The following is an 18518-nucleotide window of genomic DNA, read 5'->3' as shown; positions in this document are numbered from 1 at the left end:
TTTCAGCGTATCTCCTTCGAATGGAAGGGTCAGGTCGGCCAGGCGCTGACCTGCAGGATGTACACGCATTCGTGCCGGGCGACGGTCAGGTGGAGGAACATCCCGCCAGGGACCAGTGCCGTCTGCACGCCGTCTCCCGCGCCTTGGAACACCGTGCCGTCCAGGTGCAGCGCCGCTGCCGCGCGTACGAGTTCGTCGGCGCGCTTTTCGACTTCAGCCACGAGCACGGGAGGAGCGGGCGTCTCGTCCCCCGACGACGTGCTCTTCGTCCGGGTCGTACTCCCAACGTCAGTTACTCATGCGTGAGTGACTCCCTGGCCGCGGTGTGGAGGGCGCGGATCTCGTCCATGGCAGCCCGCCACGCCGGGTCGTCGCGGTCGGTGTTCTGCGCTGTGTACTCGGCGGCGCGCAGCCGGGCCGCGGCCCCGGGAAGGCGTGCGATCTCGACGGCCACGACCCAGGACTCCAGGAACTGGAGCACCGGGCCGAGAGACCTCGACTGCGCCGCCAGCGCGATGGCCTCGTCCTCCTGCCGTCCCATGTCCGCCAGCCGGTGCGGGGCCACCTGGGCGAGGGCGACGCGGAGTGCGGCAGGGGTTCGTTCAGGCCGAGGGATGATCGGTTCGGTGGGGTCGGTGTGGTGAGCGGCCATCGGAGTCCTTCCTGGGGCGCCACGGCCACCGTACGACAGCCCGCCGCTCCACGCCCCGAGGTCCGGATGCGTCCCTCAGAGCAGGTGGTCGGCCATCCCGGCCTTGATGTCCAGGATCAGGGCGCGGAGCGCCTCACGGCTGTCGGTGAGGTACGTGTGCTCTGCGCCGACGACGGAGATGTAGGCGTTGCCTTCGGGGTCGGTGCCTATGCGGAAGCAGTTGTTTCCTTTGCCGCAGAAGGGCTCTTCCCAGGTGATGTCGGCCATGGCGTACGTCTCCTCAGGGTTGGCGTGCGGCCCTGCGGATCAAGTCGGCGTGAGTGAACATCGGCCCGTGTTCGGACGCGGCGGCCGCCCCCCCATCATGTCGCTGACGGCAGTTCCTCAGGAGCCCTTCAGCCGGTACTCGCAGCCGACCTTCTTCTCGCCGCCGTCGCTCTTGTCGACGATCTTTCCGTCGACCTTGATGGCGCAAGGAGGGAACACGTACTTCAACCCGTCGGGGCCAGGAACTCCCTGCGCGGAGACCTCCAGCAGCCTGCCGGACTTCAGCTCGGCCCCCTCCAGGGTGACCTTGACCGTCTTCGTCCAGGGCAGGGTGACCCGATTCTCGAAGTGATTGGTGTCCGCCATCCAACCCAGCGACGGCTGGCCCTTGCCCTTGACCTCCAGGGTCACCTCATGTGACTGAGGCGCTCCCCACTTGCTGGTCTCGTGCTTCGACGCGGAGGAGTGTGAGCCCTTGTCTCCCTTGCCGCCCTTCGCGTCGCCACCTTCGCCGTCGTCACTGCACCCCGTCAGCAGCGCGGCTGCCGTGACCAGGGCTATGCCGGTGACCGTCTTGCGCATCCATCCTCCATGTCGTCTCACTCCGTGTCTCCGGCGCCCAAAGGGACCCCTCAGAGCAGGTGGTCGGCCTTTCCTTGGCCGGCACCGCCGGCTGAGACGCGTCCGCACACAGAGGCCCACTTATGGGGGTCCTAGTTCGCTCGCCACATGAGCGTCCCAGCCTTCTTGCCCTCTGCGGTGAACTCGATCATCGCAGGGCGGTCACCCTTGGTGAGCAGATGGACGGTGCAGAGGCTGAGCGTACCTTTCGGCTTTAGACGGGTGTTCGGTACTGGGCCCCGGCACTGATCGATGCCCTCGCCCTGTGCGCTGGTGGAGAAGTCGATCAGCGGTGTCGGGGGGACCTCGCCGCCAGCGGCGGTCAGCATACTCACGCCGTCGTCCATGGACGGCAGAAGAGTTTCCTTGCCGGTGTTGCGGTACTCAAGCGTCACGTAGTACGGCACCAGCTTCTTCTGATCGCCGCTCAACTCGAACTTGCTCAGGTCTGCCAGGCTCCCGGCGCGCACGCTCTTGGGAGTGACCTGGATCGGCACGTTGCCCTTGGTAGTGATGTCCTTCCAGAGGGAGGCAGCGGTCTGGTGCGCGGGCAGCAGGTTGCCTCCGTTGTCGTCACCCTTGCCATCACCGACCTTCCACAGCAGCGCATCTCCGCCGTCATCGGTGTACGCGACCGTGGCGGGCTCGCCCTTGGGCACCATCACGAGCTGGCATACCGTCGCGGTGTCGCCTGGCGCGAGCGCGGCTGGACCACCCTTGTCGCAGTCGTCAGGGAGCGGGGAACTCGGTTCGGTGGCCAGGGTGTTCGAGTTCCAGAGGGAGATCGCCTTGCCGGGCGTGCCGTTGGCGAGGGTGATGGTGAAGTTCGACTGCGGGGTCGGTTGCGACAGCGCAGATGAGCCGGTGTTGGTGTAGCTGACGGTCAGGTAGTACGGAACCGTGCCCTTGAGATTGTCGTCCAGCAGTTGGACGTCCTTCAGGTCGGCCGCCGTGCCACGCGCGAGGCGCTTGGGCGCGATCTTCAGTTGATGCGCCTCGTCCCGGGAGCTCCACGTCGCTTTCCGTGCCGTCGACTCAACAGGCAGCGCCTTGGCCGCGGCAGGCTTGCCCGATCCCTTGCCGGCTTCCCCCGTCTCCCCGCCGGAACCATCGGAGTCCGATCCGCTTCCTCCGCAGGCCGTCACAGACAGCGTCAGCACCCCAGCTCCCACAAGCCCGGCTATCCCCCGGCCTACCGACGTCCCTCGGCCCCTCACTGTCCTGGTCATAAGTGAATCACTGTATGCACAGGGAGGCCCGGCCTCTCGCAGGGGCGTGTGTCGGTCTCCCTTCGTTCGTGGTGAGCGGCCTGGACGGACGCTTCCGCGCGGGACACCTCGCAGGGGGCGGCGAGATTTCCTGACCCGCGCCCGGAGGTGACCCAATCGCACAGTTCTGACCAGAGTGGATCCTGCGGCGGAGAGCGGAGCTTGCGCTTGAACGCGTAAGCGCCATGTCGCCGTCCTGCGGGCTCGCCAGCTCGGTGGCGGAATCGTGCGGTCGTCTCCCCAACTGCGTTGCGTCTGCAATGTGATGTGGGAGAGTGTGTTCGATGCGCTACGTGGCGTGAGTGCCGGGTGGGTGTGGAGTGATGTCGTTGCGCCGGTCAACTACCGGTTGGTCGGCGCGAGTCCGAGCGGGGGGGGTGCGGGTTCGTGAAGTTCGACATGGGTGAGACGACGCTGTCTGTGTTGGGGAAGCAGACGTCGGGGTCGAGTGATGATCTGGGGTCGTTGATCCGGGCGTTGGTGTCGGCGGCGGAGCCGTTGGAGGGGAAGTTCAACGGTGCGGGTAAGGCGACGTTTGATTCGTTCAAGTTGCGGGCGGATGAGATCACGGCTGCGTTGAACGGTTCGTTGTCGTCGATTCTGGGTGGTCAGGCGGGGATGGACGAGGCGTTCGGTACGGGTGTGCAGGAGCAGTCGGACAACGCGCACAAGAACATGGGCGCGGCGAACTTCCAGGCGGCGCGCTTCTCCGGCTGACCCGCAGAAGTCCCAACGCACACTTCAACGTTTCACGTCAACACGGGGAGTTTTGTTATGGCTGGGAATCAGGACCGGCGTTCGTACGACACCGGCGCCTCCGCCGACGTACAGAGCAGCTTGCACATCATCATCGGGAACCTGGAGCGGGTGCTCGGTGACCGGGACCGTGCGGTGAAGGCGGCGATGGCCGACTACCAGGCCGACGGCGTCTCGGACGAGTACCACGGCAAGGAAGTTCGCTGGAACAACGCGGCGAACGAGGTGCGGGAGATCATCCGGCTCGTGCGGTCGACGTTGGAGGAGAACGACGGGACGGCGCAGACCACCCTGTCGCGGGCGCGGGCGGCGGTCAACAACATCGGCTGAGCGCCAGGCCACTGGGGGCGTGCGTACGTAAACGGGGATTCGCAGGGGGTTGGGTATGCCGAAGTGGGACGTGACGCCGGCTGGAGTGGGGCTGGTCGCGTCGCAGATGGGCGAGGTCCTTGGCGCCATGAGCAAGATTGTCACGGCGTACGGTGAGGACATGGGGGGCGCGGCGATGGCGTCCGGCACGGTGGCGGAGGGCGGGGCGAGCGTCAAGGGCGGGGCGGGTGGCGGCCTGGTCGCGGCCGCGCTCGCGGAGTTCGCGCAGGGGACCGCGGCCGAGGTGCAGTTCATTCCGGCGCGGGCGGCGAAGTCGGTGGACGGGGCGTTGCTGGCGACGGCCGCGTACGAGGCCGGGGACATGGAGATGGCCACGCGGGCGCAGCGCCATGCGGCCGGCGTGGACGAGCCGGACATGGCGCACGGCTGGACGCGGGGCGACCTGTGATCAAGCCGGAGGACATACCCCAGTTCACCGGCGACTTGGACGCGCTGCAGCGGCACATCACCGGGCTGCGCCGGGACGCGGACGGCATCCGGCAGGCCGGGGGCGCGGCGCACACGCAGTTCCAGGCGATGTCGGCGTTCTACAAGGCCCCGGAGGCGGAGGACCTGTTTGCGTCGACCATGCCGGTGCGCGACAAGGCGGACGCGTTCGCGGAGAAGGTGGAGACGGTCGCGGGCGCGCTGGAGGAGTACGCACAGACGGTCGGGCCGATCGCCGAGAAGCTCAAGCACCTCAAAGCCAAGGCGGGCACATTCATCGCGGGCCTGGACACCGACGGGGGCGCCTTCGGCACGGACTGGACCAAGGACCAGGACAAGGTCGACCAGCACGAAGCATTGTGGAACGAACTCGCGGTAGCCCGGGCCGCGTTCTACGCCGCGGAGATCACCGCTTCCAACAAGATCACGGCGCTGGTGGCCGGCGGCACCAAGTACATGGCGGACACGGGCGGGACCATGTTCGTCCCGCGGGGCGTCACCACGTACGGATTCACTGCCGACGCGCTGAAGAACGCCGACGAACTTCCCTGGGGCACCCCCGCGGAGCGGTCGCACCACGCGTGGGACCTCGGCTATCACGGCAAGCAGTTGCTGTGGGACGGCCTTGTCATGGACGGAATCGTCGGCTCACTCAAGGGCGCCGCCGCGCTGGCGGGCCTGCGGGGCCCTGGTGAGGCACGCGCCGCGTGGAACGGGCTGACCCGCACGCTGGTCGGGACGTCCGTGTACGCGACGGAGATGGGCGGGGGCAGGCCCGGCGGCAGCTTCTGGAACACCGACTTCGTGCAGGGCAGCAAGCCGTACGCGAAGGGGTTCGCCAAGGGGCTTGTGGCCTGGGATCAGTGGAGGACGAACCCCGGCCGTGCGGCCGGCACGACGATCTTCAACTTCGGCACCCTCGGTGCCGGGCCGGTGAAGTTGGCCACGGCGGGGCGGGCGGGGGCGATGGCCAAGGCGGCGAATGCGGCGGCCAAGGCCGGCGAGGGGATGGACCCGATCGTGGCTGCGGCCACGACGGCCCGGACGCTGCCCAGGGTGGCGGACATCGCTGCTGGGGTACGGGCCGGTGGGCGCGGTGTGTTGGACGGTCCCTACCGCTTGGTGGACGAGGGCGGGCACGGGCGGGTGCGCGCTGCCGCGGTGCCGGATACCGCAATGCGGTATACCGATAGCAGGGGCAAAACGATCTACCTGACGGACCAAGGGACCATTGTTGATGAGCACAACAGGGTCCTGGGTGATTTGAAGAAGGAAGGCCAGGGCGAAAGGGAACCCTCTGCGGCACAACGAGCCGCTGCCACAGCAGCCGGAGAGACACCTTCGCATAGGAAACCCGTCCCGGTAGGTGCACTCACTCAGGGCGGTGAGGGGAAACTCGTCGGCCGTGGCGGTGAGAACTCGGGCTCCGGCAGTCGGGATGCGGCGGGGCCTGCTTGGCCCCCGTCCGAAAACCACGGTGCATCGAGTCCCGAGACCTCTGCGCATGCCAGCGGAGGAGGTAGCGGAACAAGCGGGCCTGACGGTGGAACGGGCGACGGTGATACCCCTCACCTAGTACGCCAGGACGATAACTTTGCTGCGGAACACAATCGGAAGGGACAACGCAAGTCGCATCTCAGTTCGGATGGTGATCTTGTGCCCGCTAACCCCGATGGAAACGCAACGGTTGTGGACCACATAGTTGGCCGCGATCCAGCTAAATCGGACAGCCCTTACACGTCGCTCAGCCGGGAGGGTGCTGACGCCAAGGCGTTCGGTGCTGGAAGGATCCGAGTCGATCTAGCACGGCTTGAGCGTGACATAGCTGATGGCAAGGTCACAGGAGTCGAGGTTCTCTCGCCGGAGCGGGTGCAAGCAGAGCTCCAGAGGAGCGCCGATGACATTGCTGGGCGGCCTGTAGACATTAGCCTCCCTCCAGGGGCAACTCGTGCTGACATACCGGAGATTGCGCGTTCGCTTGGCCTGAGCAAGGGGAAAACGAAGCGCATCATGCAGCGGATGATAGACATGATGAACACCAAGCGTGATGAGGAGTGGCTCATCAAGGGTGTTGTCCCGCATCGTTACATCACCGGGCCGTTCGGTGACTGATTACGAAAGGAGGCTTGGGTGAAAAAGCTCAATCCGTTGCTCGGGACCGATTTTGATGGTAATCCCATCGCTGACGTTGACGATTTGGTCTATGGCGGACTGGACGATCCACGGCATCTTGATCGTGTACCTGCTCTCGCTGAGCTTCTTGGTGACTCTGCAGCTCCTGAAGCGGATCGACTTCTGTCGTGCGTGGCGCTGACGACCTGGGGTGAGCCAGCTGGCTATCGAGCAGTAATGAATGCCGCGAAATTGGCAAAACGAGCCCCGTGGTACGAGGTCCTCATCGACCGGAAGTTCTCCGTCGACAGTACTTTCGCGCAGCTCGCGGTAGCTGTCGGTGATAGTGATGAAATCGCATCGGATAAGGGTACGCTCGCACTACGGACCGAGGCCTTCAGATCTCTCGTGCAAATTGCGGACGGTGAATACTTCGAGGACAAGCTGGGGGAAATTATTGATGCCGACTCCCTGAGGGCCGTGCTGGGCGATATCGAGGAGGCCATGCAGCGGGGAATCCATTCCCTCGCTTCCGGAGTCCCTCAGCGATTCGATCTCGCTACTCAGCTGGTCGACCTTGCCGCATCGGTAGCCCTCATCGATGGGCGAACGGCATCGAAGTTTGTTATGGATGTGCTTAGAGTCGCGCCGTCGCAACGTGCAATGGTTCACGCGGCCACACTGCTCCAGCGGTCGCGAGACCAGGAAGTCCAACAGCTCGGTGAGTATATGAAGTCCATCGGAGACGAGCGCGTCCGGCAGATGGTGGCGGAGACCCGGCTGGATGGGACGGCTTGACGCCCTTGGCCCAGAGCGAGCACAGCTTGTGCTGTGGCCTTGCGTGCCCCGCCTACGACCGACGGATGACTACCGAGGTCGATTGGAGATATTCAGCCGAAGTTTCTCGCCCAGGACGGCTGGCTCGGCGAGTTTCCCCACGCGAGATGGCCAAAGTCTCAGCGACCGCCTAACGGAGACCGACACCACGTGACCAAAGACGTCATAGCCCTCACCTCCACCATGCCCGACACCAAGTCCATCGTGGCCGGGCTGTTCGCGGGTGGCCCCGACCTGGAGGTCCGTACGGTGGCGGACGGTGCGGTCGTGCAGTTGTGTGCGCCGGACGGGCGGACACTGGTGTCCGTTGAGGCGCCGTTCCTCGTGCACACTCCGGGTGAGGCCCAGCGGCTGCTCAGCCCTGACGTGACGGTTCCCGAGCTCCCGTTCTGGTGGACCGAGGCGCGTGCCTCCACCGCCGTCGAGGAGGCCGACCGGCTCGCCGGTTCCTTCGCGGGGCGGCTGGCCACCGTGCTGGGCGGCACCGCCTGGCCGCCGGAGGCCGCACACACCGACGTCGTCCCCGTGGCCCCGGACGAATCCGACGCAGCCTCGGACGAATCCGGCCGAGGCCAGGGCCAATCCAGCCGAGCCCCGGCGATCACATCCCCAGCCGTCGACGCCCTCACCGACAAGGCGGCCGTCGTCATCCAGGACCGGCCCGTCATCGCCATGACGAGCTGGCTCTCCGACGCCCTGCGCGAGGCCGCCGCCCACGACCGCGCCCTGACGATCGTCACCCCGCCCCACACCACCCTCACCCTGCCCACCCGCATCGCCCTGCACGGCCACCCCAACCGCTGGGTCGTCCAACTCCCCGACTCCGAATCCGGCTCCGGCTACTACGACGGCCTCTCCGGCGCCGAACTCCACTGGGAGGGCGACGCCTTCGTGCCTGTGCGTGACGCGGACGGCACCACTCGGGTCGCCGACGCGTTCCAACCCGCCCCGGACTCGGGCGAGCGCCAGCTCACCCTCAACATCCGCACCAGACACGAACCCGATGAACACCTCGTCCTGGGCGGCGCCCTCGAAGCCTCCTTCCGCCACCTCACCGGCGCACCCCCGGCCGGCTGGAGCACCGCCGAACCGGTCAGCCTCCCGTGGTCCACCCGCCAGCTCACCGCCCTCGCCCGCAGTCGCGCGCCGCAGCCCACCTGGCTCGTCGCCGTCGGCACGCCCAGCCGTCCGGCCATGGCGACCGTCCACGTCACCCGCACCACCGCCGGGGTCGAGGAGGACATCACCCTCACCCTGGGCTACGGCCCGGACGAGGCCGCCCCACGCGACGCCATCGCGCCCCTGGCCGAAGCTCTGGCCGCCGAGCACGGCCTGACCTCGATGCTCACGTCGCTCCGCGCCGCCCGGCGCGACCTCACCGTGCCCCCGCACTTCGAGGCCCCGCCTGCCCCGGTCGCTTTCACCCTCGGCCCGGACGCGGTACGCGGCATCGGCCTCGCCCACGCCGCGCGTCCGCCACTCGACACTGCCCCCGCACGCCTCGGGCCCACGGCCGCACCCTCCCTCCACTACCCACTGGGCGACGGCAACGACCCCTCAGCCTGGGAGCGGCTGCAGCAACTCATGGACCACCTCAAGGCGGCATGAGCCGGGCGCGACGACACCGGGCAACCAGAACATGAACGATCGAGAAGACGTAGGCCGCGTCCCGTCCAGATGCAGGGCCTCCGCGGCCCGTTCCACTTCGGCGGCGCGCTCTTCCACTTCCGCCACGAGCGCGGGAGGTGGGGGCGTCTCGCCCCCGATCACGTGCTTTTCGTCCGGGTCGTACCCCCAGCGTCAGCTACTCATGCGCGAGTGACTCCCTGGCTGCGGAGTGGAGGGCGCGGATCTCGTCCATGGCCGCCTGCCACGCCGGGTCGTCGCGGTCTGTGTTCTGCGCTGTGTACTCAGCGGCTCGCAGCCGGGCCGCTGTCCCGGGAAGCCGCGCGATTTCCACGGTCACTGCCCAGGACTCAAGGAACTGGAGCATAGGGCCGAGCGATCTCGACCGTGCCGCCAGCACGATGGCCTCGTCCTCTTCCCTGCACTGCGAGGCCGTATGTGTCACTCACAGCAGGTGGTCGGCCTTGCCCGCCTTGATGTCCCGGATGAGCGTGGCGAGGGCTTCGCGGGTGTCGGTGAGGTACGTGTCCTCGGCGCCGGCGAGGGCTATGTAGGCGTTGCCTTCGGTGTCGGTGCCTATGCGGAAGCAGTTGTTGCCTTCGCCGCAGAACGGCTCTTCCCAGTGGATCCCGGCCACGGTTTCTCCCTGCTCTCAGAGTTCGCGCGCGACTCTGTGGATGAGGTCACGCGATGCCGCGGGCGACAGTGCCGCGTCGTCCCACCAGTCGAGGTGAGAACGGTACTTGGTGAGCTGTGCCTCGGCATGAGTGAATTCCGGCCCGTGTGCGGAGTCCAGCTGCACGGTGTCGAGCTGGGGAACAACCCCTTCCGCGTACAGCAATGCGTGCCCGGCGCCCGGAAACGCGCCGATGCTTGTCGGTATGACGCGGACCTCGGCGTTCTCGCGCTCGGCGACGGCGGCCAGTTGTGTGAGCTGCTTCCGCGTCACGTCGGTGCCCCCGAACGGCATACGCAGCGCGACCTCGTGAACGTACGCAATGTAGGCGAGAGGCTGTGGCCGTTCGAGGACCCGCTGGCGGTCCATGCGGTGTGCGACCCGCAGCTCGACCTCCAGACGGGTCAGAGGTGGCAGCACGGCTGTGAAGATCGCGCGGGCGTAGTCCTCGGTCTGGAGCAGACCCGGTACGTGCAGCACCTGCGCGGTGCGTACGCGCGCGGCGTGCCACTCCAACTCGGCGATGTTCAGCAGCCCGGGCGGCAGTGTGCCCCGCTGCCTCTCCCACCAGCCGCGCTCCTTGTTCTCGGCGATGGCCACCAGGGCGTCGACATAACTCTCGTCCGCACAGGCGTAGTTGCAGGCCAAGGTGCGGATGCGCTCGCCGGAGACGGGGCGGATGCCTGACTCGATGTTGGAGAGCCGTGTCCGGTCAATTCCGAGCAGTCCGGCGGCGTACTCCGTGGTGGCTCCCGCCGCGACGCGCATCCTGCGCAGCTCGGCCCCCAGACGCTTCTGTCGCTCTGTCGGCGTGGTTCTGGTCGGCATGCCGCCCCTTCTTGTGGCGTGGAGGGCCACAGTCTGCCCTCCGGAGCGGGCAGCGGTCCATGTGCATGGGGGGTAATTATCTCTTTCTGCGTGGACACCGTGACCCGGAATCCCTACATTGAGTAACGCATCGCTTACTGCTCGACGCAGTCGGAAGCGCATCGCGTGAGCCTGCCCAAAAGCAAGAAGACCCCTCCTTCCCTGGGAGGGGGTGGGCCCGCGCCAGGGAGACAGGCCACCGACAGCGCGACTCTCAATGCCCTTGCCGCCACCGGAGGTTGACATGCCGTTGCCCGTGGTCACCGCTTGCCCCGACAGTCTGCTGGACGACGTACACGCGCACGGGGCGGACCGCCCGCCGACCCCCGACGACCTCACGTACAGCCTCACGCTGCCCGCGTCGGCGACGAGCCCGGCGATCGCGCGCCGCGCGGTGGGGGCCATCCTGCAGGCGCACGGCCTGCGGGGGCTGACGGAGGCGGCGGTCCTAGTCACAGCCGAACTGGCCACCTGTGCTTACCGGTTCACGCCCACCGAGGAGGTGTACCTGCGGCTGCGCCACCGGGACGGCGCCCTGCGGGTGATCGTCTACGACGGTCACCCGCGCCATACGAACCCCCGGCTCGCCGAGATCTGCGACGAACGGCGGGGCGCGGCCCTGAACCTGATGGCGTGCGTGGTGCGGGCATGCGCGGGTGACTGGGGTTTCGGGGACGCGCGGGAGCCGGGCGGTGGGACGCGGATGTGGGCGGTGGTGCCGGGGGAGGGGGCACGGGCGTACGGCGTGCAGCGGGGGTGAGTGGTGCCCGAGGGCGCAGGGGCCCGCCCGGTGCGCCGGTTTCGGGTCGGAGCGTGCTCCCGGAAGTGTGGGCGTCCGGTTCGGCGCTACGGCCGGGCCGTACGGCAACTCGAAAGGCCGCCCCTGTGCGTACCGCAAGAGTCCTGACACTGGCCGCTGTCGCCGCCGTCTCATTCATGGTCCTTGGCGCGACGACCACCTCCGCCCTGCCCGCTCCTCCCGAAGGCGGCTCCGTGAACCCGCAAAGCACCCAGTGGACGCAAGGTGGTCAGCGCGGCGATGCGGTCTTCCTCTTCGGGTGCGGCGCCTCGCCGAGCGGCTGCACCTGAGCCGTCGGTGAAGAGTGGGGTTCCGGTGGCGGGCTTGCTGTCCAGCCGACCCTGGGCCTGCCGCGGCGTTTGAACTGTTCGAGAGGGGCCGGGCAAGGGTGACTGAGCCTGAAGCTGATGTTGGCGCAATCACTCGGCCTCACGCTCAACTGCGTTGCGCTTGCAATGTGATGTGGGACGGTATGTTCGATGCGCTACGGGGCGTGAGTGACTGGTGAGCGCGACGTGATGTTGTTGTGCCGGTCAACTATCCAGCCGAAGTTGTGAGTTCGAGCGAAGCGGGGGTGTGGGTTCGTGAAGTTCGACATGGGTGAGACGACGCTGTCTGTGTTGGGGAAGCAGACGTCTGGGTCGAGTGATGATCTGGGGTCGTTGATTCGGGGGTTGGTGTCTGCTGCGGAGCCGTTGGAGGGGAAGTTCAACGGTGCGGGTAAGGCGACGTTTGATTCGTTCAAGTTGCGGGCGGATGAGATCACGGCTGCGTTGAATGGTTCGTTGTCGTCGATTTTGGGTGGTCAGGCGGGGATGGACGAGGCGTTCGGTACGGGTGTGCAGGAGCAGTCGGACAACGCGCACAAGAACATGGGGGCGGCGAATTTCCAGGCGGCCCGTTTCTCCGGCTGACGGTCCCGAACTCAAGACCTTCAACACATCGCCACGGGGAGTGGTTTGTCATGGCGGGGAATCAGGATCGGCGTTCGTACGACACGGGTGCGTCTGCTGATGTGCAGGGCAGTCTGCACATCATCATCGGGAATCTGGAGCGGGTGCTCGGTGATCGGGACCGGGCGGTGAAGGCGGCGATGGCGGACTATCAGGCCGATGGTGTGTCGGACGAGTACCACGGCAAGGAAGTGCGCTGGAACAACGCGGCGAACGAGGTCCGGGAGATCATCCGGCTCGTACGTTCGACGTTGGAGGAGAACGACGGGACGGCGCAGACCACGCTGTCGCGGGCGCGGGCGGCGGTCAACAACATCGGCTGACCCGCAGTTCGGAGCACGGAACAGGAAGCAGGGGACTTCATGGTCAGGCCGCGTGACACGGCGCGGTCCGGCTGACGGGGATCAGGGGAGTCAAGGGGGCGTGTGGTGACGGCGTGGGACATCGAGCCCGGTGGGGTCGGCAACGTACTGAAGCGGGCCGGCGGTTCGGCTGAGCGTATGGCGAAGGCCGGTCAGAACATGCAGGAGACGTTGCCGAGTGCGGCGGCTTCGGCGGGCACGATCGCCGAGGGGGGACACGAGGGGGACGGGAAGCCGGACAAAGACGGCAAGGGTGGGATACAGGGGCCGGTTGCCTCGGCCCTTGGGGTGTTCGCCCGGCAGTGGAACGAGGACCTGCGGTACATCTCGCGGCGTGCCGCGAGTTCTCTGCTCGGCGCGCACCTGGCCACGAAGGAGTACGTGGAGGGCGACCTGAGGATGGCCGCGAGCAGGAACCGTGACGCCATCAACGGCATCGTGCCCGACATGCCCGGGGTCAAGGGCGGCGGCGGTGACGGAGGTGGCAAGAGATGAGCAACGAGCCCATCGACCCCAATGGGATACCGCAGTTCACCGGCGACCTGGAGCAGCTTGAGCGGGACGTGGCGGACCTGCGGCGCGAGGCGTCGCAGTTCCGTGACGCCGGCGGGGACGTCCACTCCGACTTCCAGGGACTCTCCGCGTTCTACGAGGCGCCGGAGGCGGAGCAGCTGTTCGCCACGACGAAACCGGTGCAGACGAAGACGGACGCGTTCGCCGACGACCTGGAGAAGGTGGCCCAGGCACTCAGCAGGTACGCGACCCGTGTGCGGCCGATCGTGAAGAAGCTCAAGGATCTCCAGACGGAGGCCAGCGCCTTCTACATCGATGAGATCTCCACCGATGACGACTGGCGCAAGGACGACGACAAGCGCGAACACAACAACCGGTTGGTGGAGGAGGTCAAGGGCTACACGCAGACCTTCCGCATCGCCGAAATGGACTGCCACAACGCGATCACCGCGCTGGTCGGCGGCATTCGGCTGACGCTCAGCGACGACGGCACCAGCAGTTGCGGCACGTACGGCTACACCGACAGAGTCCTCGACCAGGCGGAGAAGTTTCCCTGGGGCGGCAAGGTCGAGAAGGAGCGGGACGGGCTGGACTGGCTGGCCCACAAGGCGCTGGACGTCGGCAAAGGCTTCTTCGTGGACGGCGTCGGCGGCACGATGAAGGCGCTCGGGACGCTGGCGGGCCGGGACGGTTGGGGCGCCGCTGGGGAGGCGTGGAAGAACCTGGCCAAGCTGGGCACCGGTCTCTCGCTCACCATGACCCCTGTGGGCGGGCTGTTCTGGATGGCCAAGGACGAGCAACTGCCCGGCTGGCTGCGGGACTCCCGCCGGGCCGTCGTCGACACGGGCAAGGGCCTGATCGCGTACGACCAGTGGAGCAAGAACCCGGCACGGGCCGGAGGCCTGGTCGGCTTCAACGCCGTCACGATCGTGGCGACGCGGGGCGCGGGCTCCGCGGCGAAGACGGGTGCGGCGGCGAAGACGGTTTCGGCGATCGGAAAGTTCGGGCGGGCGGTGGATCCGTTCACTTACGCCGCCAAGGGTGTCCAGTTCGGGGTGACCAAGGTCGGCGACCTGATGGCGCCGCTGAGGAGTATGCGCTCGGGCGGGTACGCGGACATGGCCGGCGGACCGTACCGGCTGGCGGAGCGAGGCTCGGACGTCCCTGCGCGCCCTGCGGCTGTGCCCGACGATGCGCGGGCGTACGTCAACCGCAAGGGCGACACGATCTTCATGACGCGTGAGGGCGTCATTGTGGATGAGCACGGCACGGCGCTGGGGCGCATGGACGAAGCCGGGCAAGGGCAGAGGGAGTTCGCTGGCGCGGCGGCCAACCACTCGGCAAACAACGGCAGTCACGACCTGGCGCGTGATGGGAGGCATGGTCCAGCCAACTCAACAGCCGACCCGACAGACCTGACCGGGTACGGGCGTCACGACATCGCTGACACGCATGCCATGGGAACTCGCCGTGACTACGAAGACCGGGTCGCACCCGAGTCGTCGGTTCCTGCCCCTCCCAAAGAGCCAGGCGACATCGTGCTGGCGACGGGAGACCATGTCTACTTCCGAGACGATGCGACAGCCATCGGCTACGATCGAAGTACCCTTATAAACTTCGACCTCGCAAAGCCGTTGGATGGTTATCACGATGCCGTAGTCCATGGCAATGATCGAGGATTTTTCGTGCCTGGTCACGTCAATGAGTCAGGTGTTGGATTTCCTGTCGGTGATGTGCACCCCTCTCATATAGCCGAAGCAATTAGAAATAATCCTGGCTATGGTGGCGGGCCGGTGCGACTCCTCTCGTGCCACACCGGATGGCTTTGCGATAATAGAGTTGTGGACGTGCCGCATGGGGCCTCAGATGCGTGGGCGAAAAGCGATGGAGCAGATGGAGTTCCAGGTGAATTCAGTGAGGTGCCATCGGCGGCTGACTCGCTCTCCATTACACGAAACGTCCGGCACAACCCGGCAGCGCAAGAGCTCGCGAATGAACTTGGCGTGCCCGTGATGGCGCCAACCAACAAGGTCGGTGTCGCGCCGCTGCGTGGACCCGGACAGACGCCTACGATCGCAGACAATGGGTACTGGCGGATCTTTCTTCCGCTCGTCAAGTAGAAACAGAGACCTCTGTGCTGATTGCAGACCACTTCAAGGAACTCTGGTCGCCGAAATTCGGCCCGCCCCGCGGTAGCGTGAGCGAATTTCTAGGGCCCTGTGGGTACGCTGACCAAGATGATATTGCGAGCTATCTCCGTGCAGGACATGAGATCCTCTCGGTTATGGGCTCCTCGCAAGACGCCCTCGAGCCAGAGGGGCAGATCCTGGGAGGAGACTCCATTTACACGGACGGTGATTGGCTGTGGCGTGGTGACCTGTGGCACTATGTGCGAGCCCATCATATTCAGCTTCCCGAAGCCTTCCTTGCTCGCATTCGAGAGCGAGGGTACTCGATGCCAAATGTGGAGCACTCAAGGCTCCTGGAAGTCCTGGAATATGTAGAGGCGAGATGGTGAAAGGGCTGACGCTGGATGTGACGGAAACAGAGGATGGATACCAGTGGCCTGTCGTCAACGGTGCGTGAGTGGCTGGAGCTGAGCGGTTGGTCTCCCGGGCGGGACATCGGCGAAGCTGAGGCCGACCGGTTGATCGGTGTGCGCCTGCGAGACGCCGAGCGGCAGGGGTATCCTTTGATGCCGAACGATCCGGCAGTCCGAGTGATCCGCTCCTTCGGGCTGCTGACTCTTACACACCCTCGAGGGGGCCTCGCTCTGGAGATGAAGCCGACCGTTGGGTTTGACGGAGATGCTGCTCTCATCACGGAATTGGGCGAGAACCTCGGGCGCCAACTCTTTCCAGTCGGGCACGATTCACACGATTTCGACCCCCTGCTGGTCGACGAGAGTGGTCGATTCTTCTTCCTTCACCACACCGGGGCCTACTTCTGGGGATCGAATACACAAGAAGCCCTTCATCACTTCCTGAGTGATGCCGAAGAAGTGGACGCGGAGGATTTCTTTGTTTGAGCAATATCCGACAGTCGCGTCATCCCTGCTCGTGGGAGGCATTGTCGTCAGCCAGACCAGCCTTGTCGGGGCGGAGCAGCCGAACCTGCATCCAGCGGTGCGGGAGTTCGTTGGCTCCCTACCGGCGAGGCAGAGGCAGGGTTTCAACGAGAGGTGTGCCGAATCGGCGCTTGTTTCAGACCAGTTGTGGCGTCTTGATGCAGAACGGGGAGATGGGCGCGCCACGACCATCGCGGAAGCCGTCCCGCACTTTGAAGGCGCCGCGATGATGTCCCGCCTGATTCGTCCGGAGGGTGACCCTGGCCACGGGAAGCCCGCACAGCCGTGTGCCGTTTGCGCCTCGCTTCTCGAAGTGCTGCACGTCAGCGTTGTCGGCTGAACGTGTGCGCCCCAAGGGCACTGCTGGCATGACGCGTGAGGGAATGTGATGGCTGCTCAGGACTACGACAGTCAGTTGTTGGAGTCCGTCTCCGTTCGGCGGCGGCGGCTTCGGGATGCGTTGTTGTTCGGGGGTGAGCGGCAGCGGCGGTCCGTGGATGAGCGGGTGGGGAAGGGGTTCGCCGGGATTGTGATCGCCGCTGTGTTGTGTGCGGGGTGTGTGGGGTGGTCCTTTGTGTCGCACCGGGTGATGAAGGAGAAGCCGGGAGGGAATGCGCCCGGCGTTACCCGCACTTCTTCGGATGGTGTGTCCGAATCGCCCTCTACGAGTCCCACTTCTCGGTGATAGGTTCGAACTTGTGATATCTGCGGGGGCATTGAGCCGTAACCAGGGTCGTGTGACGTTGAGTCGGGTGACCTTGGTGGGGGAGCGGCGGCGAGTGGATCTCGTACTGCCTTCTCAGGAGCCGATCGGGCTGTTGCTGCCTGAAGTCATGCGGCTGTTGGACGATCAGGTGGGGGACCGGCCCGCGCTGCGGCATCTCGTGGCCGCGGACGGGTCTGTGCTGCCGCAGGACGGCACGCTGGAGTCGGTGGGCGTCGTCGACGGCGCGGTGCTGCGGCTGGTGCGGGTGGAGGACGCACCGTCTGCGCCTGTCGTGCATGACGTGACGGACGAGGCTGCCGAGGACTTGGACGTGCGGGCCTGGCGGTGGGGCGACCGGGCTCGGCAGGTGGTGTGCGGTGGCGCTGTCGTGGCGTGGGCGCTCGTCGCAGGAGTGCTGGCCCGGGGCGAGTTCGACGGGGCTCGTGTGGGGGGTGGGCTGCTGGGAGTTGCCGGGGGCGCAGCCCTCCTTGGGATGGTGTTCGGGCGGGTTCGGCGTACGAGTCTGGCTGTCACGCTCATATCTGTGGCCGGTGCGCTCGGGGTGTTCGGGGCCTGGACTCTGGGCGACGCCCATGGGTGGGGAGCCGGCGCACAGTTGGCCGGGGTCGGTGGCGCTGTCGCTGTGGCCCTCGCTCTGCTGGGCTGGTGCACGCCCGTCGGGCGAGGCGCGCTTGTCGGCGCCGGGGCACTCGCGGGGTGCGGTGTCGCCTGGGAGGCAGCCCTCGGGCTCCAGAACGACGGTGCCCGCGTGGGGGCTGTGCTCGGCGTCCTGTCCGTGGTCGCCCTGGGCGTGCTGCCGCGGCTCGCGCTGATGACGTCGGGGCTCGCCGGACTCGACGACCGGCGTTCGGGCGGAGTGTCCGTCAGCCGGTACGAGGTCGGCAGCGCGTTGGCCGCCACACACCGCGGGCTCGTGCTCGCGACCCTCGTCCTCGCGGGGTCCGCCACGGTCGCGGGTGTTCTCACCCTGAGCGAACCGGACGACGTCTCGGTCTGGGAGGTGCTGCTCGCCGTGGCCGTCGCGCTCGTTCTCGCGCTGCGGGCACGGGCGTTTCCGCTGAGCGCCGAGGTGGTCGGGCTGCTGCTTGCCGCGGCCGTCGTCGTGGTGCGGCTGGTGTGGGTGTGGCAGGAGCACTCCGGCGTGGCGGGGCCGCTCGTGCTGCTCGTCGTGCTCGCCGCGGCTCCGCTTCTCGTACTCGCCGTACGACCCGCCGAGCACGTGCGGGTGCGGCTGCGGCGTTTCGGGGACGTCCTGGAGTCGGTGGGCGTGATCGCGCTCGTGCCGCTGCTGCTCGGTGTGTTCGGTGTGTACGGGCGTCTGCTCGACACCTTCGCGTAGGAGGTGCGGAACATGGCACAAGGACGGGACGACTGGCAGCGCGACGTGCTCCGGGACCTGGGCGCGCAGCCGGGCGCGAGGACGGGAACGAGCAGGCCTGATGAGGGCACGGCGCCGATGAGCGCGTCGGCCGTCCGCACGGAGGCGAGTGCCCCAGGCGCTCCCGGGCCCGCTGCCGGCCCGGCTCGTACACAGGTCCCCCTCACTTCTCCGGCAGCACATCCCGCCGCCCCCCGCACCCACGTGACCCCCCACACCCC

Annotated in this window: 22 protein-coding genes; 15 read left to right on the top strand and 7 right to left on the bottom strand. The window is 66.8% G+C overall.

Annotated elements, in window-relative coordinates; translation table 11 throughout:
- Positions 1-29: 29 nt before the first annotated feature.
- From OO63_RS27990 to OO63_RS27970, 5 genes are all read right to left on the bottom strand, one after another.
- Complete coding sequence (locus tag OO63_RS27990; protein ID WP_199819480.1) at positions 30-221, bottom strand: hypothetical protein; 192 nt, start codon at positions 219-221, stop codon at positions 30-32.
- Positions 222-292: 71 nt separating this feature from the next.
- Positions 293-652, bottom strand: a complete 360-nt coding sequence (locus OO63_RS27985; RefSeq protein WP_051811272.1) for a hypothetical protein — start codon at positions 650-652, stop codon at positions 293-295.
- Between the two features lie 75 nt (positions 653-727).
- A complete protein-coding gene (locus tag OO63_RS27980) occupies positions 728-919 on the bottom strand; it encodes a hypothetical protein (RefSeq protein WP_030358012.1) in 192 nt (63 codons plus the stop codon).
- A 117-nt stretch (positions 920-1036) separates the two neighbouring features.
- A complete protein-coding gene (locus tag OO63_RS27975; RefSeq protein ID WP_030358013.1) occupies positions 1037-1501 on the bottom strand; it encodes a hypothetical protein in 465 nt (154 codons plus the stop codon).
- A 131-nt stretch (positions 1502-1632) separates the two neighbouring features.
- Positions 1633-2700 (bottom strand): hypothetical protein, encoded by a 1068-nt coding sequence (locus OO63_RS27970; RefSeq protein ID WP_051811271.1) that lies wholly within the window; start codon positions 2698-2700, stop codon positions 1633-1635.
- Between the two features lie 495 nt (positions 2701-3195).
- Between OO63_RS27970 and OO63_RS27965 the strand changes: the two genes are divergently transcribed.
- The 6 genes from OO63_RS27965 (at position 3196) to OO63_RS27940 (ending at position 8937) form a co-directional block, all read left to right on the top strand.
- Positions 3196-3525 carry a hypothetical protein gene (locus OO63_RS27965; RefSeq protein WP_030358015.1) on the top strand — a complete coding sequence of 110 codons (330 nt, stop codon included), beginning with the start codon at positions 3196-3198 and terminating at the stop codon, positions 3523-3525.
- Positions 3526-3582: 57 nt separating this feature from the next.
- Positions 3583-3894, top strand: coding sequence for a pore-forming ESAT-6 family protein (locus tag OO63_RS27960; RefSeq protein WP_030358016.1), 312 nt, complete (start codon positions 3583-3585; stop codon positions 3892-3894).
- Between the two features lie 55 nt (positions 3895-3949).
- Complete coding sequence (locus OO63_RS27955) at positions 3950-4342, top strand: DUF6507 family protein (protein ID WP_051811270.1); 393 nt, start codon at positions 3950-3952, stop codon at positions 4340-4342.
- A complete protein-coding gene (locus OO63_RS42505) occupies positions 4339-6492 on the top strand; it encodes a hypothetical protein (protein WP_051811269.1) in 2154 nt (717 codons plus the stop codon). Before OO63_RS27955 ends, OO63_RS42505 begins: the two co-directional genes overlap by 4 nt.
- 18 nt (positions 6493-6510) lie before the next feature.
- Complete coding sequence (locus tag OO63_RS27945; protein WP_234311127.1) at positions 6511-7290, top strand: BAR domain-containing protein; 780 nt, start codon at positions 6511-6513, stop codon at positions 7288-7290.
- Positions 7291-7479: 189 nt separating this feature from the next.
- A complete protein-coding gene (locus tag OO63_RS27940; protein WP_030358020.1) occupies positions 7480-8937 on the top strand; it encodes a DUF6177 family protein in 1458 nt (485 codons plus the stop codon).
- A gap of 463 nt (positions 8938-9400) precedes the next feature.
- Here the strand turns inward: OO63_RS27940 and OO63_RS27930 are convergent, their stop codons facing one another.
- Together OO63_RS27930 and OO63_RS27925 are read right to left on the bottom strand one after the other, a co-directional pair.
- Complete coding sequence (locus OO63_RS27930) at positions 9401-9592, bottom strand: hypothetical protein (protein ID WP_030358022.1); 192 nt, start codon at positions 9590-9592, stop codon at positions 9401-9403.
- Positions 9593-9607: 15 nt separating this feature from the next.
- Entirely contained in the window at positions 9608-10459 is an 852-nt protein-coding gene (locus OO63_RS27925) for a helix-turn-helix domain-containing protein (RefSeq protein WP_030358023.1), read from the bottom strand.
- A 283-nt stretch (positions 10460-10742) separates the two neighbouring features.
- Here OO63_RS27925 and OO63_RS27920 point away from each other — a divergent pair, with 283 nt between their 5' ends.
- From OO63_RS27920 to eccD, 9 genes are all read left to right on the top strand, one after another.
- Positions 10743-11258 carry an ATP-binding protein gene (locus OO63_RS27920; protein WP_030358024.1) on the top strand — a complete coding sequence of 172 codons (516 nt, stop codon included), beginning with the start codon at positions 10743-10745 and terminating at the stop codon, positions 11256-11258.
- Between the two features lie 623 nt (positions 11259-11881).
- Positions 11882-12211 carry a hypothetical protein gene (locus tag OO63_RS27915; RefSeq protein ID WP_030358025.1) on the top strand — a complete coding sequence of 110 codons (330 nt, stop codon included), beginning with the start codon at positions 11882-11884 and terminating at the stop codon, positions 12209-12211.
- A gap of 50 nt (positions 12212-12261) precedes the next feature.
- Positions 12262-12573 (top strand): pore-forming ESAT-6 family protein, encoded by a 312-nt coding sequence (locus OO63_RS27910; protein ID WP_030358026.1) that lies wholly within the window; start codon positions 12262-12264, stop codon positions 12571-12573.
- Between the two features lie 102 nt (positions 12574-12675).
- Complete coding sequence (locus tag OO63_RS27905; RefSeq protein WP_051811267.1) at positions 12676-13107, top strand: DUF6507 family protein; 432 nt, start codon at positions 12676-12678, stop codon at positions 13105-13107.
- The gene (locus tag OO63_RS42500; protein WP_051811266.1) at positions 13104-15245 is read left to right on the top strand and encodes a hypothetical protein; all 2142 of its coding nucleotides are present in this window, start codon (positions 13104-13106) and stop codon (positions 15243-15245) included. The genes OO63_RS27905 and OO63_RS42500 overlap by 4 nt, the downstream gene beginning before the upstream one ends.
- 431 nt (positions 15246-15676) lie before the next feature.
- Complete coding sequence (locus OO63_RS27895) at positions 15677-16153, top strand: SUKH-3 domain-containing protein (RefSeq protein WP_030358029.1); 477 nt, start codon at positions 15677-15679, stop codon at positions 16151-16153.
- Entirely contained in the window at positions 16116-16532 is a 417-nt protein-coding gene (locus OO63_RS43945; RefSeq protein WP_078619401.1) for a YwqJ-related putative deaminase, read from the top strand. The genes OO63_RS27895 and OO63_RS43945 overlap by 38 nt, the downstream gene beginning before the upstream one ends.
- Positions 16533-16580: 48 nt before the next feature.
- The gene (locus tag OO63_RS47010; RefSeq protein WP_078619400.1) at positions 16581-16877 is read left to right on the top strand and encodes a hypothetical protein; all 297 of its coding nucleotides are present in this window, start codon (positions 16581-16583) and stop codon (positions 16875-16877) included.
- A gap of 13 nt (positions 16878-16890) precedes the next feature.
- Entirely contained in the window at positions 16891-18258 is a 1368-nt protein-coding gene (eccD, locus tag OO63_RS27890; protein ID WP_051811265.1) for a type VII secretion integral membrane protein EccD, read from the top strand.
- Positions 18259-18518 lie beyond the last annotated feature (260 nt).

It is taken from the genome of Streptomyces alboflavus, assembly GCF_000716675.1.
Classification (GTDB): domain Bacteria; phylum Actinomycetota; class Actinomycetes; order Streptomycetales; family Streptomycetaceae; genus Streptomyces; species Streptomyces alboflavus.
This window is presented reverse-complemented; position numbering and strand designations above follow the sequence as displayed.

Bases quoted from the DNA above. Each gene is read 5' to 3' on its own strand.
- OO63_RS27925 (WP_030358023.1), bottom strand. From the start codon at position 10,459: ATGCCGACCAGAACCACGCCGACAGAGCGACAGAAGCGTCTGGGGGCC.
- OO63_RS43945 (WP_078619401.1), top strand. From the start codon at position 16,116: ATGCCGAAGAAGTGGACGCGGAGGATTTCTTTGTTTGAGCAATATCCG.
- OO63_RS27895 (WP_030358029.1), top strand. From the start codon at position 15,677: ATGGATACCAGTGGCCTGTCGTCAACGGTGCGTGAGTGGCTGGAGCTG.
- OO63_RS27985 (WP_051811272.1), bottom strand. From the start codon at position 652: ATGGCCGCTCACCACACCGACCCCACCGAACCGATCATCCCTCGGCCT.
- OO63_RS27960 (WP_030358016.1), top strand. From the start codon at position 3,583: ATGGCTGGGAATCAGGACCGGCGTTCGTACGACACCGGCGCCTCCGCC.
- OO63_RS27910 (WP_030358026.1), top strand. From the start codon at position 12,262: ATGGCGGGGAATCAGGATCGGCGTTCGTACGACACGGGTGCGTCTGCT.
- OO63_RS27980 (WP_030358012.1), bottom strand. From the start codon at position 919: ATGGCCGACATCACCTGGGAAGAGCCCTTCTGCGGCAAAGGAAACAAC.
- OO63_RS27975 (WP_030358013.1), bottom strand. From the start codon at position 1,501: ATGCGCAAGACGGTCACCGGCATAGCCCTGGTCACGGCAGCCGCGCTG.
- OO63_RS27920 (WP_030358024.1), top strand. From the start codon at position 10,743: ATGCCGTTGCCCGTGGTCACCGCTTGCCCCGACAGTCTGCTGGACGAC.
- OO63_RS42500 (WP_051811266.1), top strand. From the start codon at position 13,104: ATGAGCAACGAGCCCATCGACCCCAATGGGATACCGCAGTTCACCGGC.
- OO63_RS27955 (WP_051811270.1), top strand. From the start codon at position 3,950: ATGCCGAAGTGGGACGTGACGCCGGCTGGAGTGGGGCTGGTCGCGTCG.
- OO63_RS47010 (WP_078619400.1), top strand. From the start codon at position 16,581: ATGGCTGCTCAGGACTACGACAGTCAGTTGTTGGAGTCCGTCTCCGTT.